Origin of the sequence: Sphingobacterium athyrii (assembly GCF_003071065.1) — a bacterium.
Taxonomy (GTDB): Bacteria; Bacteroidota; Bacteroidia; order Sphingobacteriales; family Sphingobacteriaceae; genus Sphingobacterium; species Sphingobacterium athyrii.
Map to the genome: position 1 here is coordinate 867,228 of NZ_QCXX01000001.1, position 20,022 is coordinate 887,249.

The following is a 20,022-nucleotide window of genomic DNA, read 5'->3' on the forward strand; positions in this document are numbered from 1 at the left end:
TCTATTGATTATTTGCTTGCTCTTTTAATTCTATGATTTCCTCTTCGTTGTATTTGGTCGCCTCAATAATTAATGAAGTCTGGGTTACGATTCCCAGTAAACGGTTGTGTTCATTGACCACAGCAATGGGCGATCGCACTTCTGATATCAGAGGTAACATTTCCTCCACAGTCACTTCTTTTGATACAGTAGGAACATTTGCGTGAATGATGGCCTCAACGGTCGGTTCTTTGCGTTTGGCCGACTGGATCACTTCGTTGATATGCACAAATCCGAAAAAATGATCATGCAGGTCCACGACAGGTAATATATCTATACCTGAAGCACGCATTTTGCGCAGAGCACCTTCGGGACCATCTTTTTTGAACCGCACAACAGTCGGTTTCTCAAACATCAATGAGCCTGCAGTAATAATTGCTTTCCGATCCACTTTTTCGACAAAAGCTTTCACATAATCACTTGCTGGGTTCGTCAGGATATCCTCAGCAGTACCAATCTGCTCAATTACTCCGTCCTTCATAATGACGATACGATCGCCTAATTTGATGGCTTCGTCGAGATCATGGGTAATAAAGACAATTGTTTTTTGTAGCGTATCCTGTAGTTCAAGCAGCTGATCCTGCATTTCGGCTTTGATCAGAGGATCCAGTGCCGAAAATGCTTCATCCATCAGTAAAACCTCAGGATCATTGGCCAAGGCTCGGGCCAATCCCACGCGTTGCTGCATCCCGCCGGAAAGTTGAGCTGGCAATTGCTGTTCGAAGCCGTTCAATCCAACGATATCAAGAGCCTTTTGCGCTTTTGCTTCACGTGATTCTTTGTCCTCCCCTCTTATTTCCAGTCCAAATGCAGCATTACTCAGCACCGTATGATGCGGCAGCAAGCCGAATTTTTGAAAGACCATACTCATTTCTGTCCTGCGCACCTCCAAAAGCTCTTTATTATTTTTCCCGGTAATATCTTCGTCATTGACAAATACCTTTCCTGAGGTAGGCTCATTCAATCGGTTTAAACAACGAAGTAAGGTCGATTTGCCGCTTCCCGAAAGCCCCATGATCACAAAAAACTCACCTTCATGGATCTCGAAATTCGCTTTGTTGATCCCTATGGTACATGCCGTTTTTTCTAATATTTCTTTCTTCGAAAATCCTTCGTCCAATAATTTCAAAGCCTGTTTCTTTTGTTTACCAAAAACAATGGTTAAATCTTCAACTTTTACCTTTACCTTCCTAGTTTTATCCATTTTTTATTTTTTTTAAACATAAATAAAACAAAAGAGCATGAGTAAACCACTAAGGCTGCACACCTACGTAGTTTTCATTCACATAAAATATCCCTACAGTTGAATTCGTTTGATCGAAATTTTAAACTTCAGTTCAATCTACTTATTAACTAAGACGCTTTACTCTCGGTTCGATAAGAGCAACGATGAAAAAGAAACTAATCTTTTAAAGATGAGCTATGCTAAACACAGCTCCAAAATATACTTCAACAAGTACAACGAACAACTTCGACTGTGCCTCAAAAAGGCTCCAGTCCTAGCGGAATAAACTCACGCCATTCTGTCTTTTGACAGCACAAAGGTACGAAAAATAAATTAAACACCTTTTTAACCACATAGACAACTCACTGTAAGCATATTATAAAAAACACCACACAAAGTAAAAATAGGTGCTAGTAGACACTACCGCGGCAAGCTTTCAGGCCGGCGCATCCGATAGGAAGTCGCTGTGATAGCATGTAAAAATGCTTCGATATCTTTTATTTCCTCTTTACTGAGATTCAAAGGTTGCATTAAAGGATCTGTAACTGGATAAAGTGGATCTTTGGACTTTTGTTCTGGTTTCGCCGAATTCATTTGCATCCCGCTGTTATACATATTCAACAATCCTGTCATATTCCAGAATAATCCATTGTGCATCCATGGATCAGTATTCATGACATCCCGCAACGATGGTGTCCTAAAACGTCCTATATCAGCGGGATCTTTGGTAACCTCATATCGCCCTAGGTCCTGATATTTACGTTTATAATAAGTCAATCCGATGTTATGATAAGCATCATCCGTAAAAAACTGACCATTGTGACAATTCATACATCTCGCTTTTGTCCTGAAGAGATGTAGTCCGCGTACTTCTTGCTCGGATAGCACCTTATAATTACCATCCAAAAACTCGTCAAAGCGACTTCGTCTGCTTGTCAACGTCCGTTGAAAAGCGCCTAAAGCCCTTAAAACCTCTGGCATGGAATAATCTTCCTCTCCAAAGGCCGCTAGAAACAGTTTATTATAGGACGGGATAGCTTTCAATTTTGGAATCAATTTGGTCAGTTCCATGTCCATTTCATGATGCGCTTCGATAGGACCCAACGCCTGCTCTTCCAGCGATTTGGCTCTTCCATCCCAGAACAGTTCTTTTCGCGCATACACATTCAGAAGTGATGGTGTGTTTCGGGTTCCTTCCAAATGGTCGTTGCCGACAGGGACTGTCGATTTATCAGCCCATGATGTTTGGGGATTGTGACAGCTGCTACAGGAGATCTGATTGCTTCCGGACAGAATTGGGTCAAAGAAAAGATATTTTCCCAATTTGACATCCGGCTTCTCCATCAAAGAGAAATAACTTGTATCAATTTTGGGCAATGAGCTAAATTCCTTCCAACTTATCCCAGCATCAATCGTCGGTTTAGGCCACTCGCTTATCGGTCTTCGATAAAGCAACTGAATTTCTTCATTCCATGCTTTTTGTTGATCTTTCATGGAAAGTAAGCCAACCAGCCCGATAATACTGACCAATACTGCAAAATGTTTTTTCATAATTAAAACAACCTTAAATATTTTAAATAAATACCTACTGCTTCTTCACAGCGGTATAGATCTCCTTAGAAAATATACGAAACACCCAATTTGCCTAAAAGCCAATCTTTACCGGGTAAGGCGGACACGTCATAATTCAATGATGTCAAATCACCACGATGCTGATAATCTAATTGAAACTGTACACTCCAGTCTGTTTTGCCCCGATGTGCCATCCATACCCATGATGTTGTCCAGGTGCTGCTTGAGGCTGTCTCATAGAGGTAATCCTGATAAAGAATTTGCTTCGCAAAATTGCCTGTATTTAAATCCGATACACTCAATTTATTTGCTGGGGACCATTGTTTTGAAAAACAAAAAGATCCCAATAGATCTGATCGCTCATTTATGCGAAATCTGTGATTCAGACCGAGGGCCGCTTTGATCTGATCGATATCCATTGCGTTACTGGTTACTCCATCTTTTTTTCTAAGATTTCGTACTGTAATACCGCCTTCTGCCTGAAACTGACGAAAATCAAATAGCCCCTTTATTTGCAACTGATTCTGTTGATAGGTATAATTATTGGATAAATAGGTATAATTAAAGTCTTTCCCCTCTTCAATCTGCCCAATTAAAGCTAGTTTCAATGCTGTTTGGTTATGCATCTGACGGCTCCATAAAAAATCCACTGAACTGATATCCTTTGTATAGTCATTTAACAATGAATAAGTCTGTTTAGAATTATCATTTCTTCTGAAAGACTGTTTTTCATTAATATAGCGCCCGTTTAGGTAGATCCTATCTGCTCCATTCGGTTTTAACAGCAGGTGCCCGCCAATTCCGGTCCGATTGATGACGTCATCATAATTGATCTCGCTTATCTTTTCGCGCGCATTTCCGAAACCATTCATTATCCAGTTAACATACAATGGATCTTCGGTATTTTTTGTATATTTTTCATTTTTATAGCCTACATTTACGCGTTCAGAACCGTAGCCCCAAATACCCGAAAGATGATAAGAAATTTTTGGTAGATTGTGCCCGACACTCAGTTCAAACTGCAAATTCATGTCTTTAACATCTCCCCTTGGGTCATTATTGGAATAATGAGAACCTAATCTATAATCAATCCCCAGGGTAATGGGCAAGCGATTATTTAGGAATGCATGTTGCATTCCGGCATCCAGTTTATATGTTTCCCGATTGTATTTGTTTTTTTTAAACGAGCCAAAATAAACGGGTGCGTCTTCGTTCCATCTCGATTGGTGGCGCAAAGCAGTACTGTCCTCTGAACTATGGTCGTAGGAAAATCGTCCCCAAAAATTAGTCTTTCGCCATTTTGTCTTTCCTTCGGTATAAATATAGGTCTGTTTTAGTCCATCGGCACCTTGAGCGGGCTGGAAACTTCCTTTGGCGATCGACTGTCGAATCCCTAATATGGAAGACTTATTCTTCATTTCCTCAGAAATCCACACCCTATTTCGCACAGCCATATCATGCGACATAATAGATGAAGGCTGGTACCAGTAAAACGTGGGCGCCAGTGAATCCACCGTTGCACTGTTTTTTATTTGTCCTTGCACGGCGATACAGCTTAAAAAATATACGGTAGCGGAAGCAATATATTCAATACTTTTCATCTAAAGAATTATTTATTAATGAACTGCTCACGGTACACTGAGCCTGCAAATAGAAATCGTCCGGGGCGTTTCATTAGCTATTTTTTCAAATTTCATCTGCTTGCTTGACAGGAAGCAGATGAAATAAAATCGTTTAGTGCAATTTAATCCGCAAATCCGAATGGATTTGCTTTTATGACAACGAAATCCACCGTTGAATTATTGGTATCCTTCAATTTTCGGACACCATTCGTGGTTTTGTCGGTTTTTCGCATCACGGATTGCGATGAATAGCCACCAAGTGTTACGAATGTAAAACCTGCATCTAAAGCCGGAGGGAGTTTTTTAGGAATCCTAGCATCTGTCGTATTCGGTTGAACATCTACTGCATCCATAATCCAATTGATTGGCAACTGTCTGTACTTTTTTGCTGTAGAACTTGGTGGATTTATGGACGGTTCAGGGTAGCTAGGAAGGTTTGCTACTGCAGCGCGATCAGCATGTTTAAATATCACATAAGCATCCCGTCCTAAATTATCTAAAATCCAATCGTTGCCCACATAATCCAAAATTTGCACATTAGGTACCTTTGGATTGTCGATATCAGACGCGAATGGTTTATTCCCAGGAATATCACCATAATATACTTCGAAGCTTGCGTTGCTCAGATCAACTGTCAGTTCCGGTTTTTTAATTGTGACTTCTTTTCCGTTATTTCCGACAAACGGTACTTTATGGTTTAAAGCATTCTGCGCAATCACAATACTTTTACCAGGTTCTACAGGATAACTTTTTCCATTTCCGGGAATCATAAACAGATCTCTTAAATAGACATAGTCTGTATTAGCAGCTTCTGCGCCAATCATACCCAATGATTTACTCCAATCCAATTGTCCATTGGCCTGATAGTAAACGGGATCAATTGTTGTCCGCTGTCTCCCCCACAGACGCCCAAAATAAAGGCTATCAGCATATAAAACTCGGTCGGTATTATTATAAACTTCAAAAAACTGATCTCTATAAATAGCCCCTTCTTTATTGTCCGACCCCGCATAATAGATCTGTTTTATAACAAAATTGCCCAAAAGGCCGGCAATTAATTCAAGATCCAAGCTTGAGGAGCTGGTAAGGTTCACTTTTTTTACCGACGCATTAAATGTGACATCTTCAAAAGTAGCTTGCCCCGTTGCATTAAAATACTGTTCTTTGGGAATCGTAATGGAAGCATCGATGTCGTACTCACCTGGCATAATGGAAACCAGATTGACCACACCTTGGGTCGGCGAATAGGTCATACTGTTTTTTGTCGACAGATTAGTCACTTTAACAACTACCTTACCCAGATCTAACTTACCATTTAGTTCCGCGGATGCATATTTTAAATTTAATTTAATATCCAATGGCTGCACACCATTTGTATTATCTTTTTTACAGGAAATAAAAGGTAATAATAGAAAAGGAATCAAATAACGTGTTTTCATATTGTTTAGTTTTTGAGTTTAAAATTTATAGGTTATCTGGGCACCATAGTTCGGCGACGAATTGGGAGCCTTCACCCCTGTCGCCCCAGCTCTGTAAAACCGCGGTTGATAGTCCAGGAAATTATATACATTAAAAGAGAGATAGATATTCTTGCCTATCTCCTTGGCCATATTGAGATTAAAGTTCCAATACATATAATTATTATCGGCATTGACACGATCCGCATCGGCTTTTCTCTTTTCATAGAGTTCGAGATGTTTTGGATTTGTTATATCAAATGGATCAATAACATGATATTCGTAGTCGCGGGTATAGTACCCTACAGGTATAATATCGCCATAAGCAGTTTTGCTATAATTATACAGTTCACAGTCCGCACTCAATTCGATTATCAATCGTAGCGCCGGAAAATGTGTTGAGCTCCGGAACTGCGCTCTGCTCAAATAATTTTTGGTAGACTTAGCGGGGAAAAAACCAATTACAATATCATCCAATGCTGTTCGTTCGGCATTAAACTCTAAACTATTTAATGCTGAGGAATTTGCATTGGCAAACGTAAAGGCAGCCGTTGCCGAAAAAGTTGTCATAAGAGAGGGAATGCGCGGAGCTGAATACATGACCTCAAGGCCGAAGTTGGAGGAACTATTACTATTGTCAAAATACTGATTAGACAACAGATACCGCTTTATTCCGGTCTCGCTGATAACTGGTTTAGCACCGGGGACCGGGATTGCCGAATATGTAGGTAGCTCCCTCACTTCATGAGCCGTAACGGTATTGATACTACGTGCATTCTTTTTATAGAAAAGATTAGTCCGTAAATAATGACCATGTTTGGTCCAGGACAAGGACGATTCTATGGTTTGGCCCATACTACTTTTCAGATTGCTATTATCTTTTTCATACCGTCTCAAATAAATCAAAGCTGTGCTCTCGTCCTCTCTGCCGTTATAAGCATTGAGCAAAATTATCTCATCAAATGTCGGCCCGGGATACAACTGAGCCAATCCGGGAGATTTAAAAGAGAGTCCATAAGCCAGGCCAATCTGTGTGGATTTGGAAAGTGCATAATTGATATTCGTTCTGGGAGAAAAAGAAGAATGACCATTCATTATGTCCCAGCGAAGACCTGCCCTTATGGCCAGGTCTTTATTAAACAATTTCATACGTGCGGCGTCCTCGGCATAGAAACCAAAATTTTGCAAGGCATGTATTAATGAGAAATCGTAATATCGATCTGACCTACTGCCGAGATCCTTCTTGGGTATCGAAGGGTCAGCCATACGCCCTTTACCGCGATTGATATCATAACTGTAATTGGCTCCAAAATTTATTTTATGAACAATACTTCCGGTGATTGCAAAAGCATTCGCTTCAAGTCTACCATTTAAATTTAAAGGTCTATTGTCTGCAGCATCGAGCGCAGTATATTGACCTGGCGCGTATTGTCCCTCCACAATACCTGTCTGAACAGAATCGGTATAGAGCACAACAGCATCATTATAATAATGTTCACGGTAGGTATTCTGCTGGCTGGAGCTTATACCTACATTAAAATTGATGTTTTTGAGAAATTCCTGATCCAATTTGTAACTCGTGCGGCTAGCCGCATTCCAGCCCCAACCACCAAATGAAATGGCATTGGACTGCGGATCATCCGGATCCTTATTCACCCGGTCAATCACTTTATTATAAGATCCCGAAAGAGTTTGTTTTAACCTTTTTTCAGCTCCAAAATAATTTGTCCAGATCAATGTCCCATTAACACGGTCATATTGTTTCAACTTATCTCTGTTGTCCGCATAGGATTTAACATACCCTATATCAGCATTTACTGTCCCCAATTTCTTTCCCAAACGCATACCTTTGGATAAGCCGTATGAGGTGGCATTACTTCGAACCTGAAGCCGGAAAAAAGCCGGTGTTTTACCTGCCTGTCTTTCAATAATAACAGCACCGTTTGATAAATCGCCATAACGAACCGGTGCGACCCCCGATATTACCTCCAAACGTTCGATATTTTCTACAGGGATCTGACGCAGATCAACACCCCCAAAAACATTCTCGCCTGAATAAGACTTTGTAGTCCCTGGTCGGCCCGTCAGTCCATAATCCGAAGGTCTAATCGAATTGGTTGCTCCCGACATCCCAAATATACCGGGGTTACGTCCTTGCATATTCCCGTTATTGCCAAGGGTAATATCATCCATAACGATAGCAACCCCAAAAGCATTATTGAGCTCGTCCGCATTCCGGGAGCCGCTAATAGTTTCCTCAAAGGCTCCACGCAGTGTCAACATTTGCATATCTTGCACGGAAGGTGCAGTATTTTTCCGGTTAGGGAGGCGGTTCAATAGGTCATTTACACTCAGCGCAGGATATCTTTCGATCATTTCGCGGTCAAATACCAGTGAGGAGTTACTTAGTTCCCCCTTTTTTGCCTGTACAGCTACCTCATCGAGTGCGAGACTCATATCCTGCAAGACAAAATTCTCCACTTTTTTTACTGAGTCCAATAAAATCGTCCGCTCAATCCCCTTTTTCCCCAAATAAGAAACCGATAAAGTGATTGTTTTCCCTAACTGCTCGTTTGGAATTTTTAGACTATATTCACCTCGATTATTGGTGATACTTGATAGATCCAGTTGATTCAGCATTACGGTGCTTCCCGACAATAACGCCTTCCTATTATCAGTAACTTTCCCCTGAATTAATACGGATTGTCCATATACATCCAAAACAAGACAAAGGGAGGCAAAAATAGTCCAATATTCTTTTTTCATAAGCACGAACAAAAACGCATTTCAAAACACGCTTGTTTAAAATCGTTCTAAACAGCTGCAAATATATACTATTTGAAAGCATTTATTCAAATTATTTTTAATAAATCTAAATTATAAAACGCAACATAAATCATTAAAGTAATTGAAAAACGCATAAAAATGAAAGCAGATATAAGCTCAATAACTGGATAATAGTTTGTAAATGGATGATCTAAGGGAAGGTAGAAACGGAAAAACGCTGGGTTAATAAAGGGCGCTTCGTCGATGAAAACAATCCGAGAGCAGTTAATTAGGAAAAATTACCATTAAAACCTGGGGTTCATCGGTAAAAAAAGGTCTGTCTTAGGAGTAAGAACAGACCTCGAATGCACGGTAATTAGTGTAGGGGTGTTATAGTTACTTCATCAATAAGTTTCCCCTGTTGGTCAATAATTTTAAAAGACCCTTTAGCAGCTAAATCTACTTTAAGCAAATTGTTGTTGGAATTCACAATAATAGGAAAATTAACCTTATCAGACACCTGTTTAATAATATGCCTATGCAGATGTCCACACAGCATTATTTGCGCACCGGATCTATTTAGAATAGGAACAAATTTATCCAGGATCTCCTGTTCGCCATGCCAACCGCCAAATGGTGGCATATGACATATGATTATCTTATATTTTGCATCTTTATAATCCGGCTTTTCCACGGCTTCCTCTAACCATTTAGCTTGTTCTGTACGGTAATTATCCATCTCTACAATGCCACTGTATTCCATATCAGAATCGGGTTTATCCTCCCCACAGTCCAACACGATAAAAGCCGTTTCACCGTGTTTAAATTGATAATAGAGTTTTCCTGTCGGTGTCGGGAAGTATTGTGGATAAGTGGTAGCGAAAGGCCCTCGAGTTTCATGGTTCCCTCTTGCATAGAACATAGGTTTCTCACTTGCAAATCGTTTGATTGCTGTATCCATAAAACCGTCAAATAGCTGTTGCTCACTCAATAAATTATCGACCATATCACCATTAAAAACAATAAAGTCCTGCTTAGGAAGATCAGAGAGATCAAGTAATTTATTCAACACATCGTTACGACCATGTATATCATTAACCACAGCGAAACGGGTTACTTTAGTCGGTCCGAGCGTCCTGAATATCAGCGGTTCCTGTCGATATACATTGGTTGCTACAATTTTGCCGTATTCCACGTTGACCCCGACATGTTTAGTTACCTCTTGGCTGTATACTCGGTAACGGTATTTTGTCCCTGGTTTTAACCCGTGTAAATTTACTTGGTGAACAGTCCCGACTTTTTTAAAACCATAGGCTGCAGCATAATGTTTAGGTCGCTCAATATGATAAAAATGGCTCGAATCATCTGGCGCCAATTCTACCCAACCCGTTGCTGGACGATCCGTCGTCCATATAATGGATACCGAATGATCGGTCAAGCCTTGGATATAAGGCAAATGTGTCAAGTTAATTTTTTCATCCTGCTGTGCATTACAGTGCAAGGTTACAAACTGTAGTGAGAGGATCACTGCAATACATTGGAGGTACTTATACATAAGATTTAAATTAGGTTTAAAAACGTAGGTCACTCATCATGGATGAGCGACCTAAAATACGAAAATTCTTAATTTCCCCAACCGGGGTTTTGCTTTAAGTTTCTATTTAACTGCAGTTCTTGCACTGGTATCGGATACAAATAGTCTTTAGTTTCATCGAATGCTTTTTTAATATGCGAATTGATGATCACATTTCCTTTATTTCCATTTTCCAACAAAATTTCTGATCCAAGTTTCAGATTGATCAACTTCGCGAGATATAAAATAGGTTGTAGCTATAGATATGAGAATCAATAAAACAGACTATCCCGCAATCCATATTGTGAACACAACGAACTAGCCTTATTTGCAAAAGCATGGCGGTAGTAATCCGGCAATTTTCCATCTGCACCAAATAGTCGCTGATACTTTTGTAATAGCTGAGGATAATGTTTTCCGATAGCGCGCATGACCAATGCGCTATTGTCCGCAGGATCATTTCCGTATAGGGCGAGCGTAGCAGGAAAAACATAACTTGCACCAATAGTCTGAAAAGTCTGAAATAGCAATTCCAGACTCGCCCCAGTATCCGATATATAGGGCAACAGTGGCATCAGACTGACGCCACTATAGAGCCCCTGTTCAAGCGCTTGCCTTAATGCTTCCAATCGTAGTGAGGGCTTAGGAGCCCCCGGTTCGAAAATACCGGCAACGCGATCATCTATAGTCGAAAATGAAAAGGTAACAAACGCCTTATGTGTTAATTTTGACTGAAGATCTTCAGGAAGTATTGCCGCTGCATCAATCTCTCTTAACAAATCAAAATCCCGGGTAACTAAGTTCGACTTCGTAATAATATGTACCGGAAAACGATAGTGCAGGATGACTTCCAGCAACTGTCGGGTAAGCAATTCGGACTGTTCCAGCTGCAGATACGGATCTGTCGCAGAAGAAAGAACGATAATTCCATACTGTTTTTTTCGCGCACGCAGAGACAACTGTTTTTCCAAGAGTTCGACAGCATTGCTTTTCATACTCAATTTTTCAGCCATGTTTATCCCGTACTTACTTCCCCTGATATAGCAATATAAACAATTGAAAGAGCAACCACTATAGGGATTTAGCGTATAATCGTCAAGAAACCAAGGGTCTCTTCGTTTGGTCTTATTGAGAATGGATTTCGCAATTAAACGGCGCATAATATCCCATTCACTTTAAAACGTTCTACCCATACCTCTTGATGCAGGCCACACCTCCTTAAAACCATATTGTGCATAGAGCTGGAAAGCAACACCATCTGCGATCAAACTGACATAACAGCTGTCAGGGAGGTTTGAATTCATATATTCATCAAGCTTCTGCATAATCAGTTTTCCAAGCCCTTTTTTCTGATGTTCAGGGAGCACACAGATGTCAACGACCTGGCAATGGCAAGCACCATCGCCAACAATCCTACCCATACCTACTATTTCATTATCATTGTCCTCATCTAAAATAGCCACACAGCATAGGGAATTTTCCATTCCTAGACGTGCAGCTTCCTCCGTTTTTGGAGATAACCCTGAGTGTTCCCTTAAAAATTGATAGCGCTTATAATCTATCTTCTGATATACGGCTTGATAATGCATAGTAAAATGATCAGTTTATTTGCTATGAAATTATTCATAATAATACATTTTTCAAAACTGCATTGATTATACAATACTAAAAAACACATACATAGTTATTCTAAAATACGAATTCCAGTTGGGGATCAGCACGCTATTTTTCCTTAAATCACCTCAATGAACTGGTTTTCGCTGTATTTTCACGGCCGGAAAATCACTTCGGAGGGGCTAATGCCCCTAAAAAATCTCTATATTCAGTGGATAATCGCAAATATTTAATTTTCAATGCATAATAAATATTTTAATTCATTACCTTTATAGCATTGAAACAAAACTCAACACCAGCCATGTTTATCGGCGCTGTCAAATGGTTCGACAATAACAAAGGATTTGGTACCCTTGCGTTACCTTCCGGAGAAGAACTCTTTGTGCATATACGCAGGTTTAAAATTCCTCCGGAGCATATTATTCAGCCTGCTGAGGTAATAGTCGGAGACAAGAAGTCTGACCCCAAGCGGAGCGGTTACTTAGCCCACAACTGTAAAATCCTCAAGAGACCTGAAGATTGGAAATTCGTCATCTCTCTCTTTGAAAAGGATCATACTGTACTCATCCCCGATAACCACGGCCACGAGCAAAAGCACAATCTCACCTCATTAGCAGCAAGACAATTATTACGAACCCAGGGCAAAGACAACGTAGTTTCCATGTTGACCTCTCATTTTGATGTCCGTTTCAACAGCTCCATTTTCTTAGCTTATGCTGAATTGCTTGACAAAAGTATCTCAGGTATTTTTGAAAAAGAAATAGCATCTGAACTTCTCGCTCAGATTTTCTCATACTTTGGAAACCATGTTTCACATCAGATTTTATTCAGGGTTTGGAAAGAAAGGATGTTCAGGTATATTGGCTATCCGGCCGATGGCGACTATGAGATTCCCGAAGAAGTGCTTAATCTGAACGCAACTGAGATAAATTACGACGATTTAACACGAATCAGGGCTTATAGTTTTGGTAAATCTTTCTGTAATGATTTTGTAGAAGCATTATTTGACGATTTGGAAACAATGGACAAGCAAGATGTTGAGCCCTTGATTCCCTATATTGATTTCCTTGAAAACGAAGATTCTATTGAGAAAATTAATCTAATCATGCAGTAAGGTGAATTGAGAATGGGAATAACAATTGTATTTATTGCTATACTCGTTCTTATACTCATGTTAATTATTCGTTCCAAACTGCCCATAACTCAAAAAATAGCAGTATCAATCGGCACCATTTTACTGCTGTTCTTCCTACTTGCTTATCTATTTATCAGTGGATTCGACAGCGGGAGAACACCGAAAAAAACAGCAGAAGAATTAAATCAAGAAGAAAAAAAATAAAACAACAGTCTTTCAAATATTAAGATAAACGAGTAATTTAGTTAGCGCAAAGCGACCATTAAAACAAGATAAAGCCGTAAGATTAATTAAATTAAAAATAATGCCAGAATTATTATTTACATTACTAATCAAATTCTTACCGAGTCATTATCATATAATTGACTCTTTCCGTAACGACGATGACTTTTTAGCGGTACTGCTCCTGATGGGTTCATTCGTGTTTCTGGCACTCACGGTCATAAGCATCCTTCTTGGTTTACTCTTTGTAGCAACAATCATCCTGCTTATTAGCGCTGGCATTATTTCAACATCGGTTATCGTCGGATTACAACAGCGGTCCGTAACCAAAGGATTCAAAACCCTATTCCTTTCTTCAGCCATTGTGGGCAGCACTATAGTTTCCGTTATATTTTGCATTTTCCTCAATGCAGTTTATGATTGGCACAGCAATAACATGGCTATTCTAATTGGCATCGGCCTGGGCATTGTTTTGGGTATAGGATTAGGTTTACTCGCCTTCAAAGCCATGACTGGACTTGTCAGGTTTTTGACGAATAAATACCGGAAATAACACCCATCTTCGCAAATTATCTCCTTCCTATTCCACATATTTAAACCGAAGAGCCGTTAGACTCGCCTTATCACCATTACCTTCGATCAACGAAACACTAATTTTATACCGTCCTGTTTTGCTGAATTTCATCCAGCCCCAAGGATACCAATTATATACATGCGCCGATTCCTGTTGGTTCTGTAAAAGTTCTCCTGCCGAATTTTCAATACGCCACACCATCCGTCCTTGGCCCGCATAATTCATGTCTATCTGATAGTAGCCTGGCTTTTCAATAACTATTTCATAAGATAACCGGCTTTTTTCTGTCCATTTACTGGCCTGAACGACATGTTTCCATTCACCAAATTTCTCCATCCAGGATTTCCCTTCTTTCGTACAGTTCACCACCTCTCCAAAATCAACAGGAATAACGGTTTCGAGCGCAGGATCAACACCCAGCATTTTTTCGACCTGCGGCGTACCGTCTACCTTAATCTCAATAACGGACACCATCTTATCAGGTGCGATTCTTGGAATGTTAATTTTAAGCCAGTCCTTTTCAAGCGTATAATTTAATTTTTCCTGATTGTCCGTTCCCATGAGTCTGATGGACTGTACCCCTTTGCTCAATCCCGGAACGTATAAGGCTCCATCGGTAGGCCAATGATAGACCAGTAAGGAAATTCGATCCCCCTGTACGGTGGCGTCGCCCCAGGGTAGCGCATGTTTCCAGGGCGATGCTTGCGCACCGTATACAGTTTCTGGATAACGTTTGATCCAAGCACCCGCATTGCGCAGGGCTAAACCCGCCTGATCCGGAATAGAACCATCCGGTTTCGGACCTACGTTCAACATATAGGTACCTCCGCGTGCAACAGTTGATAGCGTTCGCTGCAATAGCTCCTGACTACTCTTCCAGTTGTTATCATACCAAGCGTAACCCCAGGAATCATTGGTCACATCAACAGTTTCCCAGATACCATCCACATTCTCCCTGGGCACTTCCATATCTCCTAGCGTGGAGTAATCGCCCAGCCCATGCCCTACCCTTCCGGAGACATAAGCGCCAGGTTGATTTTTATGCACGAGTTCTACGAGTTTCTGTGCATATTTTTTGTCCATTCCACCCGGTGTATCAAACCAGACCAGTTCTATAGGGCCATAGCCTGTTGTAATTTGCTGTACCTCAGGGTAACATTTCTCCCAAAAATAATCATCAAAAGATTTCGCTTTTCCCTGCGCATCCAGCTTGGGTCCTCCGTTTCCACCGGGATAAGTCCAGTCCTGATTTTGAGAATAATAAAATCCAAAACCAATACCACCTTCCTTACAGGCTTTAGCCAATTCAGTCATCGGATCGCGTTTATAATCCGTCGCATCAACAATATTGAATGGGTTCACTTTCGAATGAAACATCGAAAATCCATCATGGTGTTTACTGGTAATAACGATATAACGCATTCCAGCATCTTTCGCCAGCTGCACAATAGCCTTGGCATCAAACTGATCCGGATGAAAAGAAGACGCTGCCAACTTATATTCCGCAGGGGGAATATTCGCCATGCTCTTGTTCATAAGCCATTCTCCGATTCCATAATAGGTTTTTCCCTGCCATTTATTTGCTAATTGGGAATAAATACCCCAATGAATAAATAGGGCATATTTGCCTTCTCGAAACAGCTTTCCCCTATTTTGTGAAACAGCACTTTTCCCGCCGGCACCATCCCACATCTCTTCCATTCGTTGCGCAAGGGCATGATGTGTACATAATATACTGACTGCTACCCCGAATACGATCGTTTTAAAACTCATCGCTAAAAACTTTGATACATCCGGATACAACATTATACCTTAGGCATACTATACCCATTTTGATAACTTTTAGCCAGATAGCGATCTGCATCCTTATCATTGAAAGTGCGCTTATTTTTATCCCAGTACAGCTTCTTTTTGCTTCGATAAGCAATATTCCCCATCTGGGAGAAAATGGCAATATGAGCACCCGCCTCAATCGGCGCATGCAGTCCTTCACTGGATTTATTGCGAACAGCTTCTATAAAATTGACCATATGCTTATCCAGTCCATTATCTTTTGAAGGTTGAAAAGCAACCGCCTCCATACGACCTTTTTCGGGGATAACCTCCCAGCCTTCACGATTGACCACCAATGTGCCATTATTACCGATAAAAGCGACACCATGTGTTTTTTGATAAGGCCCTAGATCTATTCCTGTTGCCTGTTCCCACTGGACATTGAATCCGTCAAACTCATACACAGTGGTTAAACTATCCGGAGTTTCAGCCGCATCATCAGGATAAGCAAATTTTCCTCCGGCAGCCATAACGGATACCGGATCGGAAACTTTCATTCCGATCAGGGCATAGTCCAGCATATGGACGCCCCAATCTGTCATCAGCCCCCCCGCATAATCCCAGTACCACCTAAAATTAAAATGAAAACGATTGGGATTGAAAGCCCGTTTTGGAGCTGGCCCAAGCCACTTGTCATAATGAACACCGGCCGGAACCGAAGCATCAGGCAGCACCGGAATGCTTTTCATCCAACCTTGATACGCCCAAGCTTTAACCAAACGGATTTTACCCAGTTTTCCACTATGGACAAAAGCCATGGCATCCCTAAAATGCTGCTGGCTCCGTTGCCATTGTCCAACCTGCACCACACGTTTATATTTTTTTGCTGCAGCGACCATGAGCTCGCATTCCCGAATGGAATTCCCAATAGGTTTTTCAACATACACATCTTTTCCCGCTGCAACCGCATCTACCATCTGTAGGCAATGCCAATGATCTGGCGTAGCCACGATCACGACATCCACATCGTTTGCTTTGAGCAGATCTTTATATTCTATATAAGTTTTGACCGTAATATCTCGTTTTTTTAACTCTTCGGCCCTATTCCGAAGTATATTTTCATCTATGTCACAAAGCGCAGTACACTGGACGCCGGGCACCTTCAATATCGCATTTAGATTAGACCAGCCCATTCCATTTACGCCGACCAGCCCGACACGCACAGTTCCAGATTGCCTACCGAAAACAGGTGTATTGGCAAATAGCACTGAGGCTGTCAGGATTCCGGTATTACGGAGAAAATCTTTTCTTTTCATTGTTTAATTTGGTTTAGTTTTGTATTATTTTGATTAGATCTACCATCTTTTTGGTAAAGACGATTCATGCAGCACTTTCCCTAGAGATACCTAATATAACATTTAATCATGAAGATCAGGAAAAATAAGGAAATTCTCTTTCCATTGAAATGAGTTTTACATTTTCAGAAAGTGGTCATCGGTCTTTTGGCGATGTGCCGTCCTGCCTTCATGCCCGAAAAAATGCAACCACCCAAAAATGTCCCTTCCAATGCCCTATAACCATGCATACCTCCGCCTCCAAAACCAGCTACCTCACCGGCGGCATACAGTCCTTCGATGATATGGTCGTCTACTGTCAGAACCTGTGCGTCTAGGTTTGTCTTAATCCCGCCCAACGTCTTACGTGTAAGTACATGTAAACGTACAGCAATCAATGGTCCATTCTTCGGATCCAATATCTTGTGTAGAGACGAGACCCTTCCAAGCCGATCGCCGAGATACTTTCGCGTATTACGGATATAATTGACCTGCGTGTCTTTAGAGAATTTGTTATCCAACTCGCGGTCTCTTGCCATGATCTGTGATTCAATAGATTCGTAATTTAACAGATCATCTCCGGACAGGAGGTTCATTCTTCGGACCAATTCCGATAATGTGTCCGCAACGATAAAATCGACCCCATTCTCCTTAAACGCTTCAACTGGTGCGGGGGCCTTTTTACCGAAAATCCGTTTGAGGAAGAGTTTATAATCCCTATTGGTAATATCTGGATTTTGTTCGGAGCCGGAAAGTGCAAATTCCTTTTTGATGACTTTTTGCGTCAAAATAAACCAGGAATACGAATAGCCACTATCTTGTATATGCTTTAGTGTACCCAACGTATCAAACCCCGGAAAAAAAGGCGCCGGAAGTCTATTTCCTTTCGCATCGAACCATAGTGAAGAAGGACCAGGTAAAATACGTATACCATGATTGGGCCAAATCGGATTCCAGTTCCGTATGCCTTCGGTATAATGCCACATACGATCTTTATTGATCGTATGGGCGCCGATTTCTTCGGCGACCGCAATCATCTTTCCATCTACATATGCCGGAACTCCAGAGATCATTGCGGATGGAGCCGTACCCAACCGTTTAGGCCAGTTCTTTCGTACCAGTTCGTGATTGGCGCCAAGCCCGCCCGAGGCAACGACAACGTGCGGAGCATGATATTCGAAGGTGTCAATGACATTTCTATTGGTCGCAGCCCCCCTTTCTTTATCATCATCTTCTAAAATATCACCAAATACTCCTTTTATAGCACCATTTTCTGTAATCAACCTCGTAACACGATGTCTAAATTTAAATTGCAAGAGTCCATTTTTTTCTGCGGTATAGGCCTTTTCTATAAAAGGTTTAACGACTCCCGTTCCAGTTCCCCAACTTACGTGAAATCTGGGAACCGAGTTTCCGTGACCAGAAGCACGGCCATCTCCACGCTCAGCCCAGCCTACCATAAACATGAATTTAACACCTAGCTTCGTTACATATGCATATTTTTCACCGGCGGCGAATTTCAAGTAGGCATCGGCCCATTGACGGGGCCAGTAATCCGCTGCCCTATCAAAACCTGCGGTACCGAACCAGTCTTGCTGTGCCAACTCCAAAGAATCTTTGATCCCCATACGACGCTGTTGTGGTGAATTGATAAAAAATAGACCGCCAAAAGACCAGAATGCCTGTCCCCCGATATTTCTTTCGGTCTCTTGATCCAATAGAAGTACCTTCTTTCCTGCGTTGGTAATTTCCATTGCCGCAGTTAATCCTGCCAGACCAGTCCCGATAATGATGGCATCAGGTTTAAATTGTTCTTCTATCCGCATACTATAAATATCAATGGGTTCTATATTCTCTACGGTTCTTGTGCGTAAGTTCACTTTTGGTTCCCTTAAATTTACTTGTTTCTCTTCTGAAGTACAAAGAGAAATAAAATTCAATCTGTGAACAAGGAGTGCAAACTATCATTAAAATTATACACAAAAGCAATTTAAGCGGCCTGCTTTAAAGACACACCACCCTTAGGTTTAATTTTTGAACTGCCATAGCATCAGAATCGACACCTAAAAGCATTGAAATCTATCGTTGGCCTACTTTATGGTCACTTATTTTATTTTAGCAAAACAATCAATAATTTCCATTAACGTCAAAGCCTCCTCCATAGGTGCAGGATTTGGACCATTCCCCTCAAAGAAAGCCACTGTACTAGCGATCATGGGATATTGTATATGCTCAGGATGCTCAAATACAAATTCATTCTCTTCATCATCAGATTGAACCGTTACCAAATTGCCAAATATGGAGAAGCTAATCTTCCCGCGGCTACCTATGATCTCACAGCGATCTACATGATCTTCTTGCCTGACATTGAAACACCAGCTTCCATTAAAAACAACCTGATGCTCAAATAATATAGTTCCAGTTGTGTGATCAGCGACAGCAGAGGCTGCATCCTGGATCTGGCTAAATCCTTCAAAAGAAATCGGCAAGCCAAAAAAATACAACATCAGATCCAATTGATGTGGTGCAAGATCAAAAAAATATCCACCTCCGGATATTGCTGGGTCTGTGCGCCAGTCTGCCGCCCCCTTGGTCACTAATTCCGGCAACCGACTTTGCCATAACCGGAGCTGAACAGTCCGAATTATTCCTATCTGTCCAGCATCTAACAACTCTTTTACTTTGAGAAATAGAGGTAACTGTCTTCGATAATGCGCAACCACCAACTTGCCATTAGTCTTTCTGACAACATCCAAAAGCAGCCTTGCTTCATGTGCATTTAAGGTAACCGGTTTCTCAACATAGACATCTTTTCCGGCTTCTAAGGCCTTCAATGCATAGTCAAAATGTGAAGAGGGCGGAGTAGCAATGTAGATGGCATTCAATGCCGGATTGCCCAACATGTCCTCGACCGTCGAATACCAATGCGGGACTTGATGTCTATGGGCATAATCGGCAGCTTTAGCGGCATCTCTCCGCATTACAGCCAATAATCTACTATCTTTAACTTTATTAAACGCGGGACCGCTTTTTTTTTCTGTAACATCGCCGCACCCTATGATTCCCCACCTTACCTTTGCATCTTCCATTTTTATTTATTTTTTGAACTAATCCTC

16 protein-coding genes are annotated in these 20,022 nt (G+C 41.1%); 3 read left to right on the plus strand and 13 right to left on the minus strand.

Features of this window, described 5'->3' with window-relative positions; genetic code table 11:
- Nucleotide 1: 1 nt before the first annotated feature.
- From DCO56_RS03985 to DCO56_RS04025, 9 genes are all read right to left on the minus strand, one after another.
- Complete coding sequence (locus DCO56_RS03985; RefSeq protein WP_108632422.1) at nt 2–1,243, minus strand: quaternary amine ABC transporter ATP-binding protein; 1,242 nt, start codon at nt 1,241–1,243, stop codon at nt 2–4.
- Between the two features lie 441 nt (nt 1,244–1,684).
- A complete protein-coding gene (locus tag DCO56_RS03990) occupies nt 1,685–2,815 on the minus strand; it encodes a cytochrome-c peroxidase (RefSeq protein ID WP_108632423.1) in 1,131 nt (376 codons plus the stop codon).
- A 65-nt stretch (nt 2,816–2,880) separates the two neighbouring features.
- A complete protein-coding gene (locus DCO56_RS03995) occupies nt 2,881–4,437 on the minus strand; it encodes a DUF6850 family outer membrane beta-barrel protein (RefSeq protein ID WP_108632424.1) in 1,557 nt (518 codons plus the stop codon).
- A gap of 143 nt (nt 4,438–4,580) precedes the next feature.
- Nucleotides 4,581–5,897 (minus strand): DUF4876 domain-containing protein, encoded by a 1,317-nt coding sequence (locus tag DCO56_RS04000; RefSeq protein WP_108632425.1) that lies wholly within the window; start codon nt 5,895–5,897, stop codon nt 4,581–4,583.
- Between the two features lie 18 nt (nt 5,898–5,915).
- The gene (locus tag DCO56_RS04005; RefSeq protein ID WP_108632426.1) at nt 5,916–8,681 is read right to left on the minus strand and encodes a TonB-dependent receptor; all 2,766 of its coding nucleotides are present in this window, start codon (nt 8,679–8,681) and stop codon (nt 5,916–5,918) included.
- A gap of 376 nt (nt 8,682–9,057) precedes the next feature.
- A complete protein-coding gene (locus tag DCO56_RS04010; protein ID WP_108632427.1) occupies nt 9,058–10,236 on the minus strand; it encodes a purple acid phosphatase family protein in 1,179 nt (392 codons plus the stop codon).
- A gap of 68 nt (nt 10,237–10,304) precedes the next feature.
- On the minus strand, nt 10,305–10,484 hold the full coding sequence (locus DCO56_RS04015) for a RagB/SusD family nutrient uptake outer membrane protein (RefSeq protein ID WP_181390442.1): 180 nt from the start codon (nt 10,482–10,484) through the stop codon (nt 10,305–10,307).
- 42 nt (nt 10,485–10,526) lie between these two features.
- Entirely contained in the window at nt 10,527–11,414 is an 888-nt protein-coding gene (locus tag DCO56_RS04020) for an SPL family radical SAM protein (protein WP_108632429.1), read from the minus strand.
- Between the two features lie 15 nt (nt 11,415–11,429).
- On the minus strand, nt 11,430–11,843 hold the full coding sequence (locus DCO56_RS04025; RefSeq protein ID WP_108632430.1) for a GNAT family N-acetyltransferase: 414 nt from the start codon (nt 11,841–11,843) through the stop codon (nt 11,430–11,432).
- Between the two features lie 302 nt (nt 11,844–12,145).
- Here DCO56_RS04025 and DCO56_RS04030 point away from each other — a divergent pair, with 302 nt between their 5' ends.
- From DCO56_RS04030 to DCO56_RS04040, 3 genes are all read left to right on the plus strand, one after another.
- Nucleotides 12,146–12,982, plus strand: a complete 837-nt coding sequence (locus DCO56_RS04030) for a cold-shock protein (RefSeq protein WP_146190972.1) — start codon at nt 12,146–12,148, stop codon at nt 12,980–12,982.
- Between the two features lie 12 nt (nt 12,983–12,994).
- Nucleotides 12,995–13,207, plus strand: coding sequence for a hypothetical protein (locus tag DCO56_RS04035; protein WP_108632432.1), 213 nt, complete (start codon nt 12,995–12,997; stop codon nt 13,205–13,207).
- A 100-nt stretch (nt 13,208–13,307) separates the two neighbouring features.
- Entirely contained in the window at nt 13,308–13,778 is a 471-nt protein-coding gene (locus DCO56_RS04040) for a hypothetical protein (protein WP_108632433.1), read from the plus strand.
- A 27-nt stretch (nt 13,779–13,805) separates the two neighbouring features.
- On the opposite strand, the gene DCO56_RS04045 is transcribed toward DCO56_RS04040, so the two are convergent.
- The 4 genes from DCO56_RS04045 to DCO56_RS04060 all read right to left on the minus strand — a co-directional run bounded on the left by DCO56_RS04045 (nt 13,806) and on the right by DCO56_RS04060 (nt 19,995).
- Nucleotides 13,806–15,572, minus strand: a complete 1,767-nt coding sequence (locus tag DCO56_RS04045; RefSeq protein WP_219929300.1) for an alpha-L-fucosidase — start codon at nt 15,570–15,572, stop codon at nt 13,806–13,808.
- Nucleotides 15,573–15,604: 32 nt separating this feature from the next.
- A complete protein-coding gene (locus tag DCO56_RS04050; RefSeq protein WP_108632434.1) occupies nt 15,605–16,888 on the minus strand; it encodes a Gfo/Idh/MocA family protein in 1,284 nt (427 codons plus the stop codon).
- A 164-nt stretch (nt 16,889–17,052) separates the two neighbouring features.
- A complete protein-coding gene (locus DCO56_RS04055; protein ID WP_219929301.1) occupies nt 17,053–18,786 on the minus strand; it encodes an FAD-binding dehydrogenase in 1,734 nt (577 codons plus the stop codon).
- Nucleotides 18,787–19,011: 225 nt separating this feature from the next.
- Nucleotides 19,012–19,995: a Gfo/Idh/MocA family protein gene (locus DCO56_RS04060; protein ID WP_108632436.1), complete on the minus strand. Its 984-nt coding sequence runs from the start codon at nt 19,993–19,995 to the stop codon at nt 19,012–19,014.
- Nucleotides 19,996–20,022 lie beyond the last annotated feature (27 nt).